Raw genomic sequence first — 19,712 nt, forward strand, 5'->3', positions numbered from 1 at the left:
ATTTTTTAAGTGTTTAATAACATAATTTTTTTCAATTGCGCGTTTAAATGTGAGACTTCATCGTTGAAATCATGTAAAATCCACGTCCGCGCCATACCTAAAATGGCGCCCGCTTGATAGCCTGCTAATAGCGCGATGTCGAGCGTTGGGTCAGCATCTTTACGGTAAAGCAAGTCTGCAAAAAATAATTCGTACAATTTGTCGTAAATACGCTGTTGAAGCTGTACATTTGGTGCATGTTTGTAAATGTTTCCATAGAAGAGGCGATATTTTGAAATGTGGTCGAAAAAAGAAATCGTTGTTTCATCGAGTGTCCAAATGCTGAGTTGTGGATTTTTTTCGTACGGTTCAAAATAAGCATCGAGCAAATCATCAATAATTGCTTCCATGACTTCTTCGTAAAGCGCTTCTTTTTTAGCGTAATGTAAATAAAATGTGCCGCGATTTAACTTAGCTGTACGACAAATTTGTGTGATCGATAATGCATCAAGTGTATGTGTTTCTAATAATGTAAGCATCGCCGTATGGAATGCTTGTGTTATTTTTTCAGTACGTGCTGTCATCGATAAAAGCCCTCCTTTTTAAATGAACAAAAGCGTTCCTTTTTGTTCATTTGTGTTGTGCGAGATTTTTGCAAACGCTTTCGTATCGTTATTATAATAGTAAATGAACAAATGTTGATTCGTAAAGGAGAGAGGAACATGGATCGTTTAGTAAATAAAGTAGCTATCGTAACAGGTGCCGCGTCAGGTATGGGGAAAGCCATTGCGGAGCTTTATGCACAAGAAGGCGCCAAAGTAGTTGTCTCGGATTTGAATTTAGAAGGTGCTGAATCAGTCGTAGCGGCAATTAAAGCAGCAGGCGGCGAAGCCATTGCTGTAAAGACAAACGTCGCAAATGGTGCCGAGTTACAACAAATGTACGATGAAACAATCGTGGCATACAAGCAGGTCGATATCGTTGTTAATAACGCCGGAATTATGGATGGCATGGAACCGGTTGATGAAATCGAAGACGAACGTTGGGATTTAATTATGGCTATTAATACGACAGCTGTCATGAAATCGATGCGTATTGCGTCAAAACTATTTTTAGCGCAAGGTCATGGCGTCATCGTCAACACTATTTCGGCGGGAGGCTTACATGGCGCTCGTGCCGGTGCTGCATATACGGCATCAAAACATGCTGTTGTTGGTTTGACGAAAAATACCGCCTATATGTATGCCGATAAAAATATTCGTTGTAACGGTATTGCACCAGGTGGCGTTAACACAAACATCGGCTCGTCAATGAAAAATATTTCACAAATAGGAATGAAACGTCAGCAAACAGGTCAAGCGACAATGCCGCGCGTTGGTGAACCACAAGAAATCGCACAATTGGCGTTATTCCTTGCGTCAGATGAAGCGAGTTTTGTAACAGGTCAAGTGATTGAGGCAGATGCTGGTTGGGGCGCCTATTAAGCGTTTAGAAAGTCCATTCGTGGGCTTTCTTTTTTTGATAGCTTTTTAGGTGCAATATATGGGCATTTTCTCGTATACTAGAAAGGATATAGGGAGTGTTAAAATGAAGAAATTAGTTTTAGGAATGTCGGCGCTCGCGCTTGTATTGACGGGGTGCGGTAAACAGAATGCTGACGAAGCGGTTGTTGTTGATAAAGGATTAACCGGTGTGACGATTATGATGGAGCCGGATTATGCCGGTACCGTTGATGCATCGCTTGCAAAAGATGTTGAAGAATCAGCCAACCAACTTACATATACCATGTCGCATGCTAATTATCGTAAGGCGATGAATGACATTGATTTACAAGTGCAGCAAAGCTTTACGATGGTTCAAATGCAATATCCGGCATTCACAGATATTTTAGTGAATAGCTCACATACGATTGCGGACGTTAAGGTGGATTTCACGCAATTTAATGATCAGCTACAAACAGCCTTTTTAGCAGTTGCGTCATCATTAATGTATTATCAAGTGTTTGATGGTCGTTCGCAAGAGGACTTTAAAGCGGTTATCAACGTGTATGATGCCGAAAATGACGACTTAGTTGAAACGTTCCATTTACCAGATGATTTGTATTAGTAAGGCATAACAAAAGAGGCTAGGACATACGTGTAACAACACCCTCTCAGATGAGCATAAGAAAAACCGGAATCGCGCTGTGGCGCGGTTCCGGTTTTTTGTGGCGAACGCTAAAAAAGGAACAGGAACTGTTTTGTAAAAGCCTCTTTTTATTATGTCAAAAGTGCGCTAAAGTCTTGTTCGCTCATCATGCGTAGTGGTTGGCCTTGCATCTGGAGCTGTTTGGCTCTGCGCCATTTTGTGCTTTCTTGACCGGTGCGTTCGTGGCGCTCGATACTGCTTGCGCTAATGACGAGTAGCGTCGTATGCTTCGTTATCGTATTGCTAAACATCGCACCTTGTTGGCGAATGAGGCGCGCAGCAGTTGCGCGTGTCATGTCCGCTAAGCCGCCGGTAAAAACGATTGTTTCGCCTGCTAATGATGTAACGACTGAAGCGAATTGCGCGGTCGTTTGTAAATCATCTTTTGTCCAACGCATGGCACATAAAATTGTCGCGAGCATTTCACCTTCTGATGGCGCTAATGTATGCGACGCCTGTAGCGCCATATGCATCAGCGTTGGTGTAACGTTTGGCCATTCCATTTTGGCACGTGCTTGTAAGCTCGTAAACGTACAATTCGGGATGAGTAAATCGTGGGCGTTATACGTGTCGCGAAGTATTTGTTCTTCGTACGGTGCATAATAAGCAACAACGACTTCGTTTGTCAGCCATTGCGTCAAAATCGGTGCAAAGGCCGCAAATGTCGAGGCTTGCGCTACATCGCTGGCACTAATCCCATGAAGACTCGTGAAAAACGGATCGAAATCATCAGCGTAAATATACGTGTCGAGCGTATCGATAATTGTATGCTGCTGGATTTTTGCTAAGCTAATATGGCAGACGCTATCGGGCCATTGATTGGCCGTATGTATTGCTAACGTAATCATCTATGAAACTCCTTTGTGAAAAGCATGTACATTTAGTATAACAGAAGCGTAAAGTGGCAAGATTTCTTTGTTTTAAAACCTGCATGATTTCAATAAAATGGGGTATAATAGGAAAAGAGACATAGAAGAGGAGGCATTTTAATGTTATCAGAAAAATTACACCATGCATTAAATGACCAATTAAATTTTGAATTTTATTCAGCACATGCTTACTTGGCAATGGCTGCGTATTGCACCGATGAAAATTATGACGGCTTTGCAAACTTCTACTTAATTCAAGCAGAAGAAGAACGTTTCCATGCGATGAAATTTTATAACTTCTTAAGCGATATGGGGTATCGTGTAACGATTCAACCATTCCCAGAAGTAAAAAATGATTTTACATCATTACTTGATACATTTAAAACGGCATTGAAACATGAAAAAGAAGTTACAAAACGCATCTATGCACTTTCAGATATTGCATTAGATGAACGCGAACATGCAACAATGGCATTTTTAAAATGGTTCATTGATGAACAAGTCGAAGAAGAAGCGACATTCGACAACTTAATTTCAAAATTAGAGCGTATTCGCAAAGATTCAAATGCAGTCATTATGTTAGATGATGAATTAGCAAAACGTACATTTAATATGCCGGCAGAAGCATAAAAATAGGCACTTAAAGGGGCTAGACGATGAGATTGTCTAGCTTCTTTTTTTGTATGGACTAATAGCGTAATGAAGAGGTGAAGCAATGAACGATTTACAAAAACAACTCATTATTTGGCGCCGCCATTTACACCAGTATCCAGAATTGTCGTATAAAGAAGTAAACACAGCGGCTTATGTTGAACAACAACTGCGCGCGATGCCACATTTAGTGCTCTCAAAGCTAACGCCAACAAGTGTTTTGGCCGTGCTCACGGGCGATAAAGCAGGCAAGACGATTGCGCTTCGTGCGGATATGGACGCCTTACCGATTCAAGAGGAGACCGATTTGCCGTTTCAATCGAAGCATAAAGGCGTTATGCATTCTTGCGGCCATGATGCGCATACGGCGATGTTACTCGGTGCAGCGCGAGAGCTTAGCGAGCGCGGGACACAATTTGCTGGCGAAATCCGTTTTATTTTTCAACATGGCGAGGAAGTAGCGCCCGGTGGAGCCGTTGATTTAGTTGCGGAAGGCATTATGAATGACGTCGATTACATTTTTGCGCTCCATGTGCACCCTGCATATGAAACCGGACAAATTGCGATTCGCTCAGGAAAGATGAATGCGGCTGGCGATGATTTTCAAATTACGGTGCGCGGTAAAGGTGGGCATGCATCGGAGCCGTATAAAGCGATTGATCCACTCATTATCGGTACTGAAATTGTTGCGGCACTGCAAACGATTGTATCGCGAAAAATGCCAACGTTTGATACGCCGGTACTTTCTGTGACGATGTTTCATTGCGGCAGTGCGCCAAATATTATTGATGAACAAGCAAAAATTGGTGGAACGATTCGTTCGCATAATGAGCGTGTGCGTGTGGCGTCGCGTGAACAGTTGGAGAAGATTGTTCACAATGTTTGTTTGATGCACGGCGCAACGGCGAGTGTGGAATGGCATTTAGGGTGTGCTGCGGTTATTAATGATGACGAGGCGACGGCTTATGCCGAGCGGGCGGCGATTTCGGTTGTTGGTGAAATGCGGACGGTACCGATACCAGAGCCGTTATTTATTGCCGAAGATTTTTCAGCTTACACCGAAGTCGTGCCGGGTGCAATGCAGCTGTTAGGCGTCTATAATAAAGATTTTGGCGACGCGTATCCGCTACATCATGCAAAATTTCGTTTAGATGAAAAGGCCTTGATTAATGGCAGTTGCTACTTTATTCAATTGGCTGAAGAGTTATGTCCAAGTTATTAAGCATTGCGCACGATTAGCGCGATGCTTTTTTTGAAAAATAACGAAAAAACATTGACGTCAATAATATGCTGTGATAATATAATAAACGTAAACAGCATTGTAATGCGGAAGTAGTTCAGTGGTAGAACATCACCTTGCCAAGGTGGGGGTCGCGAGTTCGAACCTCGTCTTCCGCTCCATATGGGGCCTTAGCTCAGCTGGGAGAGCGCCTGCCTTGCACGCAGGAGGTCAGCGGTTCGATCCCGCTAGGCTCCACCATTTTTTATTGTTATATAATTTTTCTCGGAGGTATACCCAAGTCCGGCTGAAGGGATTGGTCTTGAAAACCAACAGGCGGGTTAAACCGCGCGGGGGTTCGAATCCCTCTACCTCCTCCATTTTTATAACGGGTTTGTAGCTCAGTTGGTAGAGCATTAGATTGAAGCTCTAAGTGTCGGCGGTTCGATTCCGTCCAAACCCATATTAAACGCTTACGTCACGAACGTAGGCGTTTTTTTAAATTTTAAAAAGCCCATCTCCTAGCATTGGATGGGCTTTACAAATTAAATAAGTGCTTTGGTTTATTAAATAATAATGCAGTATAATCGATAGAATCAATGAGAGATGTTTCCATCACCGCTTGAATAAAAGAATGGAGGCGGTTGATGTGTTTCACAGTGATGCCGTTATAATAATCTTCAAGTGTACGAATCACCGAGCAAATCGCACTGGCTACAATATCGTAATCGATATCTGAATAATAGAGGTAATTGCGGTAAATCGTTTGAATTTCAGTGCGATCATAGCGATAAACTGCGTGGAAAAAGCTCGTTTCCGCTATATTTAAATAGTCTTGAAATAGTCGCAACAATGGATAATTATGTGACACATAAATAACTTGTCCGTCCAATGGCGTTCAAATCCTCCCCCCAGTAATACATATGTAAGGAATAATTTACATTTTTTCAAGCGTAACGTAAATAGTGAAGAAATCCCTTTTTCTCTTGACATGATAAGTAGAATCCGCTATTTTGTTCGGCGGAAATTTACGAAGTATTAAATGACAATAGACGTCAAACCGTCTAAAAAATAGGTTGTTTTTAGGTAGAAAATATTAATAAATCGCGGATTAGCTGTATTATAAGATTCGTTATGGATCACCTATTTCAAATGATATAGGTGATTGCTTATTGTGTGAATAAAAGGGTACGCGTAATGTTACAAAATAGTAGATAAAAAATACTCTGTTTAATAAACAGTAGAGGGAAATGAGCATTACATTCGTAATCAAAAGGTCCTTTTTTCTGCAAAATAAAAAACAAGGAATTATTTCAACTATTCTTCAAATAAATCATCGGCAAGCGCATCGATTTCACGTTTCAGCGCTTGTGTACGCGCGGCATCAATCGTAATCGTACCATCTTCTGCGATATCGATTGCTTGTCCAACGTCAATATTATCAGGGCAATGTGCACGCGGGACATCTTTTGTCGTACCATCTTCTAATTCGATAACGACGAAACAACATTCAAACCGATCGACAATCGCTTTCATTAGCGTTCCTCCTCAACTGCAATGGATTTTCCGTTAGACGTAAAGACGATAGACCCATGCTCATCGGTGCGCAAAATTTTAGCACCACTCGCTTTTAATCGCTCTAGCGCACTAGCGGTTGGATGATTGTATCGATTTCCTTCGCCAACGCTAATAACTGCATATTGCGGCTTTACGGCGGTTAAATAGTCGCTCGTAGATGCTTCATTTGCTCCGTGATGGCTCACTTTTAACACATCAACGGCTTCAACGACACCCGCTGCAAGCATATCTTTTTCAGCAGGGGTTTCGGCATCCCCGGTTAATAAAAATTTCTTTTGCCCATGCGTTAGTTCGAGCACAGCGCTCCAATCATTTAAGTCGTTTTTGGCGTAGTCCTTCGTCGGACCGATAAACGTCATATTGACGCCGGCTGCTGTACTGTTAATCGTCACACCTTGCTTTGCTACTTTAATCGATAATTGCTGCTTTTTAACAGCTTCTAAAAACTCTTTGTAAGCTTGCGTTGTATGCGTGACACGCGGCGCATAGACGGCTTTGACGGGGAAATGATTAATAACATCGGCAAGTCCACCGACATGATCGGCGTCAGGGTGCGTTGAAATGATCGCATCGAGCTCTTTTACGCCATGTTGTTCTAAGTAGGCAATCATCGTTTTTCCTTGTCCTTTATTCCCGGCATCAATGACGATGTTTTCGTTGCCAGTATCAATCCAAATGCCATCACCTTGTCCAACATCAATAATATGTACGCGGACATCGCTAGTCGTTGTGCCGTCGTTTGTAGGCGAGATAGTATCGGTTGTTTTTTCGATGAACAATGCGGCAATCACGCAAATAATAAGTGCAATAATAATTGTTGCTATTTTCTTCATACGAGCCCTCCTTTTGTAAATAATGTACCATATTGCAGGATTATTTGCTGAGGACGGGGAATAAGAACAATAATGACTGAAAGGGTGAGTAGCATGAACATTTGGCATGAACAAGAACAAACAGCTGGCGTGACGTATACAGAGATTGTCGCGGTAGAACAAGCACTTGGCGTGAAGTTACCAAAAAGTTATATTGAGCAATTAAAATATCATAATGGCGGGACATTGCGCTACACGAGCTACAATAATGAAGCGTTAGCAGAGCCGCTATTAATTGATTTTATGTATGGTACGGCAGGCTCGCCGTCATTAAAAGATACACCCGAATTAATTGAGGATTATCATTTAGAACATCATATTGTCATATTTGCCGGCGATGGTGACGAGTGGTTTGCGTTTGATTATCGTGAGGATACTGCGGAGCCGGCTGTGCTCGTTTTTACGGCCGATGAAGATATTATTGAACTAGCGCCGTCATTTGATGCTTTTGTTAAAGGGCTTGGTCATGACGGTGAGCAGTTTATGGAAGATGATGACGGGGATGTTGAGGACGACGGAGAGATGCCGATTTATGATATAAAAGAACAACTGAACAATGCCGAGTCAGCCGATGAATTGCGCGAGGCATTGGAAGCGGCCACGCATTATATGCAGCATAATCCCGATGACGAAGCGGATGTGTATTTTGTTGGCGAGTTGCTTGATGTCGCACGTTATGCAAGCCATGAAGCACACCAGTTTGTACCGCATTATTTAAAGCTATGGGAGCGTCAAACGATTATTACATCGTCGCAAGTCGCAAAGTGTATCGAGCGCCTAAAGGAGCAGCAGCTTTGGAGTGATGCGATGCAGCAAATTTATGAAGCATAAGAAGAGGTTGGGACAGAACTAAAATAAGGGTTTAAAAAACAAATCATTTTCTAGCAATTAAGTTATAATAACGACAAAAAGCGAACAATGCTGAAGATTTAGCATCGTTCGCTTTTGTATTATTCAATATCAATTTTATAATCTGCTGGCTGAATCAGTTTTACTTTCACCATAAATAGTTTAATTAATATGAAGTTTAAAAGGAATGGCACAACGAAGAACGTTAAGAGCATGACAACGGTATTCGTTAGTGACCAGCCACCATCAACAAGGTTCATATGATTTAGCGGTCCAACAAGACCAGATAAACCAAAGCCTGCTGACATCGGCGTTCCTTGAATGTTTAATAGTCCCGCCATCGCGCCGAGTACAGCAGCCGTAATGAGCATCGGTGTGACCATTTTTGGTTTCATAAAGAAGTTGCGCATTTGAATTTTTGGTGAGCCCAGTACGTGCGCTAGGGCAGTTCCTACAGAGTTCGCTTTTAAGCTTGCTAAAAACAAGCCTGTACCCGCTGCGACAATACCTAGATTAGCGGCACCAGAGGCGATACCAGAAAGTGAAATGACGGTTGCAACGCCGACCGTTGAGAGAGGTGATAAAATTAAAAGGCAGAAAATGACGGCAAGTAGTGCACCCATCACAACCGGTTGCAGACCTGTTACATAGGCAATACCTTCGCCAACATAGTCTGTACCAGATTTGACGAATGGTAGGAGCATATAGCCAATCATGCCGGGAATTAGTACGGTTAACGTTGGCATTAATAAAATCGTATAGCCTTTTAATTTTGTTCCAATCGTTTGAACGAATAGCACGGCTAATGCAGCGGTAATGCCGGTATTTAACACAACGCCAATGCCGGCGATGACCATACCTTGTTCGGTAAACGTAATAACGCCACTACCAAGTACGGCTGCTAAACCGATACTTGCGGTTTGAATCGGTGTTAATTTGAAGCTCATGCCGATTGTAATCCCGATTAATACCGGGAGCATACTCATGACGAGGACGGTGGCGTTTAATAAGTGCGATAACGCAGGGAATGTCGGAATGAGTAGCTTTAAAATTTCGCCAATTAAGGCGTTCGGAATGAGTGCAACGACAATCCCGATACTCATGCCGGTTAATAATTTATTGAAGAAATCTTTCATACTGTACAGCTCCTAATCGTGTGTAACATAAAGTAGACTTAGTTTATCGCGTTGAAGTGTAAAAGTAAATAATTAATTCTGAAAATTCGATATTTCTGAACAAAAACAACAATTTAATGCTTTTTCGAGCACAAAAAACCAGTCATTGCACACAGCAATGACTGGTTCCTAGCTTAAACGTCCAAATAACCTAAAATCATAATCCCAATAAAGATAATGAAAATAACGCCGTATTGAGCTTTTGATAATTTTTCTTTTAAGAAAATGCGTCCTAAAATCATTGAGAACACGAAGAACGACGCGATGATTGGTGCTGCTAATAATGAAGCAGAGGCCAACGCATACGTATAGAAAAATTGACCGGCTGTTTCAAGTACAGCAGCAATCGTCCCATTTTTTTGATCGCGCAGCTTGAAGTCGGCACCTTTTACTTTTAAGTAAATAAAGTACACAACCGCTACCGTAAACCACGTATATTCGTAGGCGATAATGGCAGGGCCTTCTTTAATTAACGCTAATTCATCTAATACAACGCCATCTGCGAATGTTCCAAGACCATCTAGTAGCGCGTACAATAACGGGAATGTTAAGGCGATAAAGCCGTAGCGATATTTTGAATCGACTTGAATGCCTTTACGACGTAATTCGAGGTCGTCGTATTTTTTCTCGATAAAAGCGAGCCATAAAATCCCGGCTAAAATGAGTACGAAGCCGGTAATGTGCAACCACGTAATGTCTTTTGGGAAGAAAATTAAGAATAAGAGCACGGTAATGGCACCAGAAGCATTTTGCAGTGGCGCAACAATGGATAATTCTAAATAACGTAAACCGACATAACCGAATACCATCGAAGAAATATATAGTGCAGATACTGGTAAGTACGTAATAAAGTCTTGTACTTCAACTTGCACATCTGCGGTAATCCAGTAAATCGTCGCGTGAATCCCCATAACAAGCCCGACCATAATGGCAATTTTGGCATGGCTATAACGGTCATTTGGTGATGATGCTTTCTTGTAAAATAGGTTAGCCGAACCCCATAAAATCCATGTTAAAATGGCAAATAAAAACCACATAATAAATAAAACTCCTTTTAATTGTTACGTCATTTGTTTGCATGAAAGAAATGGCCGAACAATTTAAGGGGAATCTTTTTTGCTTAATGCCGCGATTAATTCTTCAATTGACGTCGCAATGATGCCGTGTTGTTTAATTAAGCCGACAACGAATAAATTGCGGTAAATAAACTGATTTTCGGTTGCATCTGCTTTGAGTGCCGCGATTTTTTTCACATTATCGCGCCCTTGTTGACGCGTGTCTGTAAGCAAGCCAAAAATCGGACGCTGTAATGTCGCAAACGCACCGATTTCTGCTGCTACACCGCTATCGATTTCGACACCGTCTAAAACGGCAATTAAAAAATCACTGTTCATAAGCGCTGTCATATCGGCCGCAGCAATTTGTGCGCTATCTGCATACGCCTCTTTATCATTAATCGCAGCATTTTCTTGTGGCACATATAACTCGACGCCAGGAAGCGCTTGGCGTACCTCTTTTGCGATGATGTCATTGACCAGACGATCGCCAAGGCTAAACAAACCGTTTGCTAAATAACCTGTGTTCATATAGAAAAGACCTCCATTCTGCCTAAGTTTAAAGGGTGTTTCATCCCACCGCAACTAGCGGCGAGAATTCCACTCTGAATAAGCGATAAACGCAATGACAAACAGGAAGGCGCAAACGAAAAACCATGTTGGCACACCTGACATAAAGCTCAAAATCATCGAATCCCTCCTCATTCTCTTAATGATAGCATAGCCTTTTTCACCGTGGAACTACACAATGTGCGCAAAATCGGGTAAAATAAGAAAGAATTTAATAGAAAGAGGTTGTGACTGAAATGACAATCCATTTAAACTGGAAAGATGCACCAACAATTAAGAAAGTAACATGTACAAATACCGATGCGAAAAAATTCTTAGTATCAAACGTTTTAACGGTTGGAAAAGAATATGACGTAAAAAATGAAACGGAAGAATTTATTTTTGTTGTAGACAATTCTGGCCATGTTGGCGGTTTCTACAAATCGTACTTCGCGTAATTATTAGACGCTAAAGCGACTGTTTGCTACGATAAAGCAAACGGTCGTTTTTTTTTAATGGAGGAGGAATTTTCATGGAGTTAATCGAACACGTACGTGTAGCGCGTCACAAACGCTTGTATACAACGGAAGAAACAACACTCATTGCACAAGGCGGTTACCGTTCACCGGACGCATATTTATTAGAAGATGTGCTTGTGAGCATCGCACTTAAAAAACCGGTGTTATTAAAAGGGCCGTCGGGTTCAGGAAAAACAAAGATGGCTGAAACGATTTCGGCGTATTTTAACCAGCCCATGCATAGTATTAACTGTTCGGTCGACCTAGATGCCGAAAGTATGCTCGGCTTTAAAACCGTCGTGCAGCAGCAAGGACAGACGATCATTGATTTTGTCGAAGGGCCGGTTGTAAAAGCGATGAAAGCGGGCCATATTTTGTATATTGATGAAATTAATATGGCTAAAGCCGAAACGTTGCCGATTTTACATAGTGTGCTTGACCACCGGCGTATGTTGACGAATCCATTTACCGGCGAAGTCATTTACGCGCATGAAGATTTTAATGTCATTGCTGCCATTAACGAAGGCTATATTGGGACGACACCGATGAATGAGGCGCTTAAAAACCGCTTTGTGTCGTATAGCGTGCCTTATATTTCTGGGGAGCAGCTGAGCGAGCTATGGCAGGAGCGTTTTCCGACATTACCGGCCGCAACTAAAACAATGATGCTGTCATTAGCTGAAGATTTAAAAAATCAAGTGCAACAAGGTATGTTGAGTGAAGAAGCGGCATCGATTCGTAGTTTGTTGGATGCAACTGAGCTAGCACAATATATCGAGCCACTGCGCGCGATTCGTTATGCGATTGCCGAAAAATTAGCCGATCAAACGGAGCGTGAATTGGTCATTGAACTTGCAAAAACGTGGATAAAGTGAGGCGATAAAGATGGCGGAAATGGGCCGTTTTATTCAATTTAATAATGAACAGTTAAATGCACGCCAAATGCTCCAATACGACATGCTCGCCCGCGCGTTAGCCGGCAATAACGAGCTGTCGATTACCGAGCGCCAGCTAATCGAAATGAATCCGCAACAACAAAAATTATCGTTATCGGTCTTTTGGCGTCACCGCGACGAACAGGTGATGCATTTAGGAAGGTTATCGGATATTTATTTGATGGCTGCGGGATTTTGGCGCTATTTTGACGTGCGTGCGTATGTCACATATTTAGACGATATTCGTACGGCATCCTTGCCACGTTTACGGCGCCAATTATTGCTGTTAATTGAAGAGTTTCGCTTAATGGAAAAGGTCGAAAAGCTACGTCCTGGTACGAACACCGCTTTTACGGTGCGCCGTCAAACGTATGTTGTCACGCATCGCCAACAAATGAATGTCCATCGCCAAAAGCATCTTTACGCTGAATATGCGATGAACTATTTATATATCGCTGCCAATGAAGGGCTGTTAAAGCTACCATCAGACGGTTTTGAAGAGCTTCGTTGGCAAATGCAAGGGATTTATGATGTGCAATCAACAGACGATAGTATTGCGCTTACGTGGCGTCTTATGCACTTAATCGAGCCGCGCGTGCATCGCGATTTAGCGACAAATTTTTATGCGCTCGTTAATACGGTGGCGGATGCCGTTACTTTTGTAGAATCACGAGGTGCTAATTGTCTAACAAGCGGTGATACCGAGCGCGCGAAAGAAACGATTGAGGAAGTATTTCGCTCGTGGCATCGTGAAACGAGCGAACAACAAGGAACGCATTTACGCTTTGATTTAGAGCGCGGGAACAAAGGCCGTAGTTTGTCGACTGAGGCCGAACAAGGCGATGATGCCAACGATGTGAGTGAAGTTGGTATCGGTGGGGCGATTAATCACGAGGCAACACCAAAAAAGGACGCCGTACCCGACACAAAAAAACTGCAGCGTAGGGACAAAAAGCAAGCAGGGAACGCTTTTGGCGACGATAATCGTCACGTCACATACGAGGAGACGCGCGTTGAAAAAACGACCGAAGCCGAAAAGTTAGCACAGCTAATGCGTTGGCGTACTGAACAACAGCCACTTGTCAAAGCGATGATGATTGAGTTTCAAAAACAAATGGCGCAAAAACAAGTCGCAAAGCGCACACAGTTGTCATACGGCCGCTTAAACAGTAGGGAATTGCTCCAATTTGTGACCGATGAACGACCGAAGCCCTTTTATAAAAAGGATGCCCCAGCAAAGCCACTTGATGCGGTATTTGGGTTATTGATTGACGGTTCGGCATCGATGCTTGATAAATTACCGGAGACAAAGCAAGCCGTATTATTATTCCATGATGTGTTACGCAAGCTAGCGATTGCGCATGACATGGTTTGTTTTTATGAAGATGCCTATGAAGCGACGCCAGAGGAGCAACCGAATATATTTGAATGGTTACATCGTTTAGAGGACGGGGCAGCTGATGATGGTGCGCGCATTATGGCATTAGAGGCGCATGAAGATAACCGCGATGGTTTTGCCATTCGTTGGATGGCCAAGCGTTTATTACAGCGCGCTGAAAAACATCGATTTTTATTGATTTTTTCTGATGGCGAACCTTCCGCTTTCCGCTATGCGAATAACGGGGTGTTAGATACGGCCGAAGCGGTGATGGAAGCCGAGAAACAAGGTATTTCGGTTGTTCATTTATTTTTAAATACCGAGCGGCCGACCGATGAACAGCGCCATCTTTTTCAGACGATTTACGGCAATAAATCTGTCGTAACGGACGATGTCGCGCAGTTTAGCGACAGTACATTGCGATTGTTGCGCAAATTAATTCGTTATGTTATTCAAAGTACGTAAAAAGCAGGACCTACTGAATGAAAGTAGGTCCTGCTTTTGTATTAATTGTTGCGTTTAAATTTTTCTTTTAGTGACTCAAACCGAGTATGGACGCCACCACGTTTTGCGGCGGCGCGTTTTTTTCGTTCGTCGGAGCGCTCTTTCTTCATCGCAGCTTGCGCCTGATGTGCGAGATCTTCTTGCAATTTTTCCGCATATTCGATTTCTTCTTCAATGACACCGGCATCGTAGCGAATAATCATCGTATCAAATTTACCGAAATAGCGATCTAAGTCTTGTTCATTTTCTTCTTGTACGACGGCTAAAATGGCCATCTCACCGTCTTGTAAGCGTGTTGTCACAGAACGAATCAAACTATTTTTTTCTTCGGCATCATTTAAAGCGGGGAGTGAACCGAGCGTTGCACCAGCGCCCATGCCGAGTAACACGCCAAGCGGTCCACCTAAAATGCCAATAAAGCTTCCAATGACGCCGCCAATCGCCATACCGCCGCCAATTTCTTCACCATTGTGGAAGCCATCTTTTATTAAAACATTGCCATGCTCACGCTTGATGAGCGACACTTGTTCGAATAATACGAAGCCATGATGTGCTACCGCATTTTGACGAATTTCTGACAGTGCCTGAAACGCTTCACTTTCCACATTAAAATAAACGATTAAAACATGTTCATTTGCCATTGCGTAAATCGCCCCTTCATGTTTGAAATTAGTGTTCACTATTTTACTACCACAAAAATGACAACTTAAGCAGCCAATTGCTCATCAGAATTGGCTATTATGTGAAACAGCGGGTTTTCGATACAACATATATTTCAATATGCGCCAGCTCTAAGAAAATAAACCTAGAAAATAGCGAATTATTTGCGTTACATTGTCCATTTCTCAAATAAATAACATAGACGTGGCGATAGTTACAATCATTTTGTAATACAGCATTACAAAAATGGACAAAAAATGTCCGTTAGAGCCGCATTTTTAACCATTTTTACTCGTTAATCGAGCTTTTCAACACAGCGCTGTAAGGGAATCATTGATTTGATAGTGCAAGTTGTCGTTTTTTGAATAAATGACATGCTCGAATTTTTGGCGCTAAATTTTGTGTGAAAAATGCCCCGCAGAGCTTCGAAATCGACCGCTTTTGTCCTGTTTTGGGCAAAAAAGGGCAAAAGTGATGGAGCAAAAATCGTAATGATCTGATATTGAGGGCATAAATAAAAATTTTTGTTGACAGCATATGCGAGATAATTACGAAATGATGATTTTTTTGTGCAACAATGGTCGTTGTTTGGCACTTATTCTCAACTATGTTGTATCCAAAACACGCTACTTGGGCTGCTAGCTCATTTCTGACAACGATTTCATAATAGCGTGCGCCATAAAAAAAGAAGCTAGCGCTGCTGGCTAGCTTCAGAAAAACATTAACGATATTGCTGTTCATTTTTTGTGTATTGCAATTGTAGTAAGCGTTGCTTTAAGTCTTGTTCCATTTGACCAAGTTCAATTTCAGCGGCACGACGTTTTTCGCGGCCCTCTGCTTGAATTTGTAATGTTTCTTCAATCGTTTGGACAAGGTTGTCTTGTGTTTTCTTCAACGTTTCAATTTCAACGATGCCGCGTTCATTTTCACGCGCTGTTTCAACGGTATTCATGCGCAGCATTTCAGAGTTGCGCAGCAATAAATCATTTGTCGTTTGTGTTACTTGTTTTTGTGCTTCAACAGCTTTACGTTGGTTGTTTAATGTTAGTGCAATGGCGATTTGATTGCGCCATAGCGGAATCGATGTCATAATCGATGATTGGATTTTTTCGGCTAGCGCTTGGTTCGTCGATTGAATCATACGAATTTGTGGTGCTGATTGCAACGTGATTTGGCGTGATAGCTGCAAGTCATAAATTCGTTTTTCAAGGCGATCGACAAATTGATTTAAATCGTTTACTTCCTGTACTTTCATTTGGTCATTCGATGCCGCTGCTTCCGCATGTGCTTGCGGAATGATATCATTGACGATTTCATCACGTTTAATTTCAGCCGCCGCAATGTAAACATTTAACGCCTCGAAATACGTTTTGTTTTGTTCATAAAGTTGGTCAAGCATACGGACATCATCGACTAGGCCGCGTTTAGAATGTTCCAATTGCACACCAATGCGGTCGATTTGTGTACTTAATTTTTGATATTTGGTCATCATTTCGTTGACCGATTTTTGTACTTTATGGAACAATTTTTTTAAGCCTTTTGGTTTTTCTTCACGTAAATCTTCTGGGTCTAGTTGATTCAGTTTGTTCATTAAATCGGTTAAAATTGCGCCGACTTCACCGACATCTTTTGCTTGAACGTGGTCAAGCATTTTATTAGAGAACGATGATAGGGCAGCTTGCGCGTTAGCACCGTATGATAAAATCGCCTCTGTTTGGCCGATTGGAATTTGTTTTGCTAACTCATGGGCTTTTTGTTGTTCTTCAGGTGTTAGGCGGTCCATTTCACGTACAGGTTTTGCGGGTTGTACCGCTTCAACCGGTTTTTGTTGTGGTAATTGGTCCATCGTAAATGGATCTGCTAATAAGTCGTCAAGCGATTTATCATTTTGTGTCATAAAGTCATCTCTCCCTAATTGTTAAAGTGGCGGCGTTCCATGCGTGAACGTGGTTTTGTTTGCTCGCGGCGCTCTAGTGGTACAAGCTCGGGTTCGCGGAACGGGACATCTTGTTGTTCTTTTAATTCCTCTTTTTTATCAAGTGAAACGGGCTCTTTTGCAGGTTTTTGCAGTGCTGCTTCGAATTCATCCATTTCCTCTAATTGTTCAGGTTGTTCGGGCATAACAGGTTCTGTTTCGGCGCGCTCATGGAAACGTTTCGCGGTAATACTCGCAAAATCAAGCTCCATTTTTAACGATTGAATATCGTCGGCTAAGACTTCACGTAAATCTTCGTCTAAAATACGATTGTATTCATCTAACGCGTGCTGTGTTTGGCGCAACGCGATTTGGACGTCGTGGTCTTTAATTTTTTCACGTGATAATGTGACATATTTTTCAGCTAACTCACCGACAGAAGGCAAATGCGCATAGAAAAATGTTTCTGCTTGGTAAAACTTTTGTGGATTATTTCTGACGATATTGACGATGCGTTTGGCTGTTTTATTCATATCATATAGTTGACGAAAACCTTTAATTGAACGGACTTTCGTAAATAAACTAGAGAGCATACTTGTCGTATCAAGTGCTTCTTGCAGTTGCTCGTCGATTAATTTATATTCTGATTTCGTTAAATTGAATTGTTTGCGAATGGCACGTTTTTGGAAAAGTTTTGTCGCGATGGCTGTAGCACCAAAGCCAATAATTCCCGCAAAAACACTAATGAAAAATGGTAGACCGAAGCCCATCCATGTAATGCCCGTAACAATTGGCCCGATTACGAAGGCGAGTGCGTAACGCATAAAGTGATGGCCTATATTGAGCATGTGAATCCTCCTCTTTCGTTGAAAATACATTGTAGTAACTATACGAATAGAATATAGGAAAGTTTCATTTTTTCCAAAAAAAATGATTGTGTTGCCATGAAAAAGAGCCGTACCTGTAAAAGATGCGGCTTTTTTTCGTTTATGAACGTAGACGTTGTGAAGAAATTTGGTCAATCAATGCATCGATATGATGCAAGACGTTATTCGAAGCTTCTTCAAGCGTTTGCAAATGTTGTTCGGCACGCGCAATTTGATGATCGTTAAATTCGATTGCAGCGGCTTTGGCAGATTCATGGACTTGTGCGTGATAACGCTCGAGTTCGATATAAGCCTGGTCGTGACCAAAACGTTCAATCGTTTGATGATCGTTATACCACTGACCAAGGCGACAGTCGTGATGCGATGATACGTCTTCAGGATTAATCGTTTCTAAGCCGAGGAACATATTGTAAACGCGCCATTTCCATAAAATATGGTCGGCTTTTGACAGTTGTAATAACGCAAAACTAGATAGTTGAATATTGTTGTCAGCAACGATGTTGAGGCGGAATGTGTTAATTTCTTGACTCAATTTATAAATGCCGCTTGACGTTAGTTGACCAAGGCGACGAATATCTTCTTGTAAGTCATTGATTTCAACCATACGATTGGAAATATCATCAACCGCCATCGCTTGTTCTTCTGAAATCGCGGCTGTCGTACGAATATCCTCATTGATTGTTTCAATTGTATCGACAATATCTGTTAACAGCGGCAGCGAACCTTTTGCTTCGGCTGTCGCATTTGTAATAATGCACGTCGTTTCAGCGATAGAGTCGGCCACTGAACTTGAATATTGTTTTAAATGTTGGACATTGTCGGAAACGTCTGAGAGCGCATGAACGGTATTTTCAGCGAGTTTACGAACTTCCTGAGCTACGACTGCAAAGCCTTTGCCGTGTTCGCCAGCGCGCGCAGCTTCAATCGACGCGTTGAGTGCTAACAAGTTTGTTTGATCGGCAATGTCATTAACGAGCGTCACAACGTTTTCAATTTTATCGACGCGCTGTTGTAAATGTTGGAATGATTGGACGATGGCATCAAATGTTTTTTCAGTCTCAAAAATTTTCGTTAGCGCATCGCCGATTGTTGCTTTAGAATGCTCGGCCTTACTGCGCGATATTTCGGTTTTTTCAGAAATCGTTGATGTCGTAGAAGCGACTTCAGCAATCGAGGCGCTCACTTGCTCTGTCGCGGCCGTTGATGACTGGATTTCCGATGCTTGGCGGTCGAGATTAAGCGCTAAATCTTTCATATACATAATTTGTGAAGCGGTATCCATTAAATGTGATACTTCGCTAACGGAATGTTCAAGAATACGCTCGGTAATCGACTCAAACAGCATCTCTTGGTCGATGTTCATCGCCGATTGGAATGAGCGCATCAAGTCGAATGCTTTGGCAGGTTTAAAGCCAAAGTTATACAATATATGTGTAGTGATATAAAATGTAAATTGATTAAAGACGACAATTGTACGGCCTGGTTCGTATTTGTAGTGACGGAATTGGTAAAAGAAATGCAAAACATTTTCTACATAAGCTTCATCGCGTGGCTGTAAGAAAAAGTTTGTTAAGTAATCACGAATGGCTTCATCTAGAATGACATCGGTGCTATTTGGCGCAATTTCAGTTAAGTATAGACGGAAAATTTCTTCCATCGATGGTTTGACAGACGTTAATTGATCGTATAAAAATTGTAAGTTTTGTTCATCGCGATGTGAGAAGTGATTAAAGGCAAGTGTGCGCTGAAAACGCTCGAGCGTTTGAATATCGGTGCCACGTTCTAACAACTGATGTAATTCAAGTTTTGGACGAAGTGTAGAAAACATAAAAATCCCCCCGGAAAATAAGTGTTACTAGTTATCTTATCATAAATAAGATGCGCTGTAAGTGACATATCGGACTTATATTTGGTAATTATTTTCAAGGAGAT

General features: G+C 41.9%; 20 protein-coding genes and 4 tRNA genes. 12 read left to right on the plus strand and 12 right to left on the minus strand.

Annotated features, from left to right (window positions below; translation table 11 throughout):
- Positions 1-5: 5 nt before the first annotated feature.
- Positions 6-563 (minus strand): TetR/AcrR family transcriptional regulator, encoded by a 558-nt coding sequence (locus tag V514_RS0104445; RefSeq protein ID WP_029498569.1) that lies wholly within the window; start codon positions 561-563, stop codon positions 6-8.
- Positions 564-701: 138 nt separating this feature from the next.
- Here V514_RS0104445 and V514_RS0104450 point away from each other — a divergent pair, with 138 nt between their 5' ends.
- Positions 702-1,463 carry an SDR family oxidoreductase gene (locus V514_RS0104450; protein ID WP_029498570.1) on the plus strand — a complete coding sequence of 254 codons (762 nt, stop codon included), beginning with the start codon at positions 702-704 and terminating at the stop codon, positions 1,461-1,463.
- A gap of 103 nt (positions 1,464-1,566) precedes the next feature.
- Positions 1,567-2,085 carry a hypothetical protein gene (locus tag V514_RS0104455; protein ID WP_029498571.1) on the plus strand — a complete coding sequence of 173 codons (519 nt, stop codon included), beginning with the start codon at positions 1,567-1,569 and terminating at the stop codon, positions 2,083-2,085.
- A gap of 152 nt (positions 2,086-2,237) precedes the next feature.
- Here V514_RS0104455 and V514_RS0104460 read toward each other — a convergent pair whose 3' ends face one another.
- A complete protein-coding gene (locus V514_RS0104460; RefSeq protein WP_029498573.1) occupies positions 2,238-3,014 on the minus strand; it encodes a DNA polymerase III subunit epsilon in 777 nt (258 codons plus the stop codon).
- A 141-nt stretch (positions 3,015-3,155) separates the two neighbouring features.
- On the opposite strand from V514_RS0104460, the gene V514_RS0104465 reads away from it, so the two are divergent.
- From V514_RS0104465 to V514_RS0104495, 6 genes are all read left to right on the plus strand, one after another.
- On the plus strand, positions 3,156-3,665 hold the full coding sequence (locus tag V514_RS0104465) for a ferritin (RefSeq protein ID WP_029498574.1): 510 nt from the start codon (positions 3,156-3,158) through the stop codon (positions 3,663-3,665).
- Positions 3,666-3,750: 85 nt separating this feature from the next.
- The gene (locus V514_RS0104470; RefSeq protein ID WP_029498575.1) at positions 3,751-4,908 is read left to right on the plus strand and encodes a M20 metallopeptidase family protein; all 1,158 of its coding nucleotides are present in this window, start codon (positions 3,751-3,753) and stop codon (positions 4,906-4,908) included.
- 104 nt (positions 4,909-5,012) lie between these two features.
- Positions 5,013-5,087 (plus strand) — tRNA-Gly (locus V514_RS0104480).
- A 3-nt stretch (positions 5,088-5,090) separates the two neighbouring features.
- Positions 5,091-5,166, plus strand: a tRNA-Ala gene (locus V514_RS0104485).
- Between the two features lie 26 nt (positions 5,167-5,192).
- Positions 5,193-5,285 (plus strand) — tRNA-Ser (locus V514_RS0104490).
- Positions 5,286-5,295: 10 nt separating this feature from the next.
- Positions 5,296-5,368 (plus strand) — tRNA-Phe (locus V514_RS0104495).
- Between the two features lie 75 nt (positions 5,369-5,443).
- Here the strand turns inward: V514_RS0104495 and V514_RS0104500 are convergent.
- From V514_RS0104500 to V514_RS0104510, 3 genes are all read right to left on the minus strand, one after another.
- Positions 5,444-5,797: a hypothetical protein gene (locus tag V514_RS0104500; protein ID WP_029498576.1), complete on the minus strand. Its 354-nt coding sequence runs from the start codon at positions 5,795-5,797 to the stop codon at positions 5,444-5,446.
- 425 nt (positions 5,798-6,222) lie between these two features.
- Positions 6,223-6,441 (minus strand): DUF3006 domain-containing protein, encoded by a 219-nt coding sequence (locus tag V514_RS0104505; protein WP_029498577.1) that lies wholly within the window; start codon positions 6,439-6,441, stop codon positions 6,223-6,225.
- Positions 6,441-7,316, minus strand: coding sequence for a ComEC/Rec2 family competence protein (locus V514_RS0104510; RefSeq protein WP_029498578.1), 876 nt, complete (start codon positions 7,314-7,316; stop codon positions 6,441-6,443). Before V514_RS0104510 ends, V514_RS0104505 begins: the two co-directional genes overlap by 1 nt.
- A gap of 93 nt (positions 7,317-7,409) precedes the next feature.
- Here V514_RS0104510 and V514_RS0104515 point away from each other — a divergent pair, with 93 nt between their 5' ends.
- On the plus strand, positions 7,410-8,186 hold the full coding sequence (locus tag V514_RS0104515; RefSeq protein WP_029498579.1) for an SMI1/KNR4 family protein: 777 nt from the start codon (positions 7,410-7,412) through the stop codon (positions 8,184-8,186).
- A 119-nt stretch (positions 8,187-8,305) separates the two neighbouring features.
- Here the strand turns inward: V514_RS0104515 and V514_RS0104520 are convergent, their stop codons facing one another.
- The 3 genes from V514_RS0104520 to V514_RS0104530 form a co-directional block, all read right to left on the minus strand.
- The gene (locus V514_RS0104520; RefSeq protein WP_029498580.1) at positions 8,306-9,340 is read right to left on the minus strand and encodes a PTS transporter subunit IIC; all 1,035 of its coding nucleotides are present in this window, start codon (positions 9,338-9,340) and stop codon (positions 8,306-8,308) included.
- A gap of 173 nt (positions 9,341-9,513) precedes the next feature.
- On the minus strand, positions 9,514-10,416 hold the full coding sequence (locus V514_RS0104525; protein ID WP_029498581.1) for an EamA family transporter: 903 nt from the start codon (positions 10,414-10,416) through the stop codon (positions 9,514-9,516).
- Positions 10,417-10,479: 63 nt separating this feature from the next.
- On the minus strand, positions 10,480-10,965 hold the full coding sequence (locus V514_RS0104530) for a nucleoside 2-deoxyribosyltransferase (RefSeq protein ID WP_029498582.1): 486 nt from the start codon (positions 10,963-10,965) through the stop codon (positions 10,480-10,482).
- A gap of 275 nt (positions 10,966-11,240) precedes the next feature.
- Between V514_RS0104530 and V514_RS0104540 the strand changes: the two genes are divergently transcribed.
- The 3 genes from V514_RS0104540 to V514_RS0104550 all read left to right on the plus strand — a co-directional run bounded on the left by V514_RS0104540 (position 11,241) and on the right by V514_RS0104550 (position 14,279).
- Positions 11,241-11,441, plus strand: a complete 201-nt coding sequence (locus tag V514_RS0104540; protein WP_029498584.1) for a DUF6501 family protein — start codon at positions 11,241-11,243, stop codon at positions 11,439-11,441.
- A gap of 74 nt (positions 11,442-11,515) precedes the next feature.
- Positions 11,516-12,376: an AAA family ATPase gene (locus tag V514_RS0104545; RefSeq protein WP_029498586.1), complete on the plus strand. Its 861-nt coding sequence runs from the start codon at positions 11,516-11,518 to the stop codon at positions 12,374-12,376.
- Between the two features lie 10 nt (positions 12,377-12,386).
- The gene (locus V514_RS0104550; RefSeq protein WP_029498587.1) at positions 12,387-14,279 is read left to right on the plus strand and encodes a vWA domain-containing protein; all 1,893 of its coding nucleotides are present in this window, start codon (positions 12,387-12,389) and stop codon (positions 14,277-14,279) included.
- A 41-nt stretch (positions 14,280-14,320) separates the two neighbouring features.
- Here V514_RS0104550 and V514_RS0104555 read toward each other — a convergent pair whose 3' ends face one another.
- The 4 genes from V514_RS0104555 to V514_RS0104570 all read right to left on the minus strand — a co-directional run bounded on the left by V514_RS0104555 (position 14,321) and on the right by V514_RS0104570 (position 19,608).
- The gene (locus V514_RS0104555; RefSeq protein ID WP_029498589.1) at positions 14,321-14,959 is read right to left on the minus strand and encodes a DUF1269 domain-containing protein; all 639 of its coding nucleotides are present in this window, start codon (positions 14,957-14,959) and stop codon (positions 14,321-14,323) included.
- 740 nt (positions 14,960-15,699) lie between these two features.
- Entirely contained in the window at positions 15,700-16,875 is a 1,176-nt protein-coding gene (locus tag V514_RS0104560; RefSeq protein WP_029498590.1) for a toxic anion resistance protein, read from the minus strand.
- Positions 16,876-16,889: 14 nt separating this feature from the next.
- On the minus strand, positions 16,890-17,741 hold the full coding sequence (locus V514_RS0104565; RefSeq protein ID WP_029498591.1) for a 5-bromo-4-chloroindolyl phosphate hydrolysis family protein: 852 nt from the start codon (positions 17,739-17,741) through the stop codon (positions 16,890-16,892).
- Positions 17,742-17,880: 139 nt separating this feature from the next.
- A complete protein-coding gene (locus tag V514_RS0104570; RefSeq protein WP_029498592.1) occupies positions 17,881-19,608 on the minus strand; it encodes a globin-coupled sensor protein in 1,728 nt (575 codons plus the stop codon).
- Positions 19,609-19,712: the final 104 nt, after the last annotated feature.

Origin of the sequence: Kurthia huakuii LAM0618 (assembly GCF_000505545.1) — a bacterium.
In the GTDB taxonomy this organism is placed as follows: domain Bacteria; phylum Bacillota; class Bacilli; order Bacillales_A; family Planococcaceae; genus Kurthia; species Kurthia huakuii.

Excerpts from the sequence above, each read along its gene's own strand:
- V514_RS0104445 (WP_029498569.1), bottom strand. The coding sequence starts at position 563 with ATGACAGCACGTACTGAAAAAATAACACAAGCATTCCATACGGCGATG.
- V514_RS0104450 (WP_029498570.1), top strand. The coding sequence starts at position 702 with ATGGATCGTTTAGTAAATAAAGTAGCTATCGTAACAGGTGCCGCGTCA.
- V514_RS0104455 (WP_029498571.1), top strand. The coding sequence starts at position 1,567 with ATGAAGAAATTAGTTTTAGGAATGTCGGCGCTCGCGCTTGTATTGACG.
- V514_RS0104460 (WP_029498573.1), bottom strand. The coding sequence starts at position 3,014 with ATGATTACGTTAGCAATACATACGGCCAATCAATGGCCCGATAGCGTC.
- V514_RS0104465 (WP_029498574.1), top strand. The coding sequence starts at position 3,156 with ATGTTATCAGAAAAATTACACCATGCATTAAATGACCAATTAAATTTT.
- V514_RS0104470 (WP_029498575.1), top strand. The coding sequence starts at position 3,751 with ATGAACGATTTACAAAAACAACTCATTATTTGGCGCCGCCATTTACAC.
- V514_RS0104505 (WP_029498577.1), bottom strand. The coding sequence starts at position 6,441 with ATGAAAGCGATTGTCGATCGGTTTGAATGTTGTTTCGTCGTTATCGAA.
- V514_RS0104510 (WP_029498578.1), bottom strand. The coding sequence starts at position 7,316 with ATGAAGAAAATAGCAACAATTATTATTGCACTTATTATTTGCGTGATT.
- V514_RS0104515 (WP_029498579.1), top strand. The coding sequence starts at position 7,410 with ATGAACATTTGGCATGAACAAGAACAAACAGCTGGCGTGACGTATACA.
- V514_RS0104520 (WP_029498580.1), bottom strand. The coding sequence starts at position 9,340 with ATGAAAGATTTCTTCAATAAATTATTAACCGGCATGAGTATCGGGATT.
- V514_RS0104525 (WP_029498581.1), bottom strand. The coding sequence starts at position 10,416 with ATGTGGTTTTTATTTGCCATTTTAACATGGATTTTATGGGGTTCGGCT.
- V514_RS0104530 (WP_029498582.1), bottom strand. The coding sequence starts at position 10,965 with ATGAACACAGGTTATTTAGCAAACGGTTTGTTTAGCCTTGGCGATCGT.
- V514_RS0104540 (WP_029498584.1), top strand. The coding sequence starts at position 11,241 with ATGACAATCCATTTAAACTGGAAAGATGCACCAACAATTAAGAAAGTA.
- V514_RS0104545 (WP_029498586.1), top strand. The coding sequence starts at position 11,516 with ATGGAGTTAATCGAACACGTACGTGTAGCGCGTCACAAACGCTTGTAT.
- V514_RS0104550 (WP_029498587.1), top strand. The coding sequence starts at position 12,387 with ATGGCGGAAATGGGCCGTTTTATTCAATTTAATAATGAACAGTTAAAT.
- V514_RS0104555 (WP_029498589.1), bottom strand. The coding sequence starts at position 14,959 with ATGGCAAATGAACATGTTTTAATCGTTTATTTTAATGTGGAAAGTGAA.
- V514_RS0104560 (WP_029498590.1), bottom strand. The coding sequence starts at position 16,875 with ATGACACAAAATGATAAATCGCTTGACGACTTATTAGCAGATCCATTT.
- V514_RS0104565 (WP_029498591.1), bottom strand. The coding sequence starts at position 17,741 with ATGCTCAATATAGGCCATCACTTTATGCGTTACGCACTCGCCTTCGTA.
- V514_RS0104570 (WP_029498592.1), bottom strand. The coding sequence starts at position 19,608 with ATGTTTTCTACACTTCGTCCAAAACTTGAATTACATCAGTTGTTAGAA.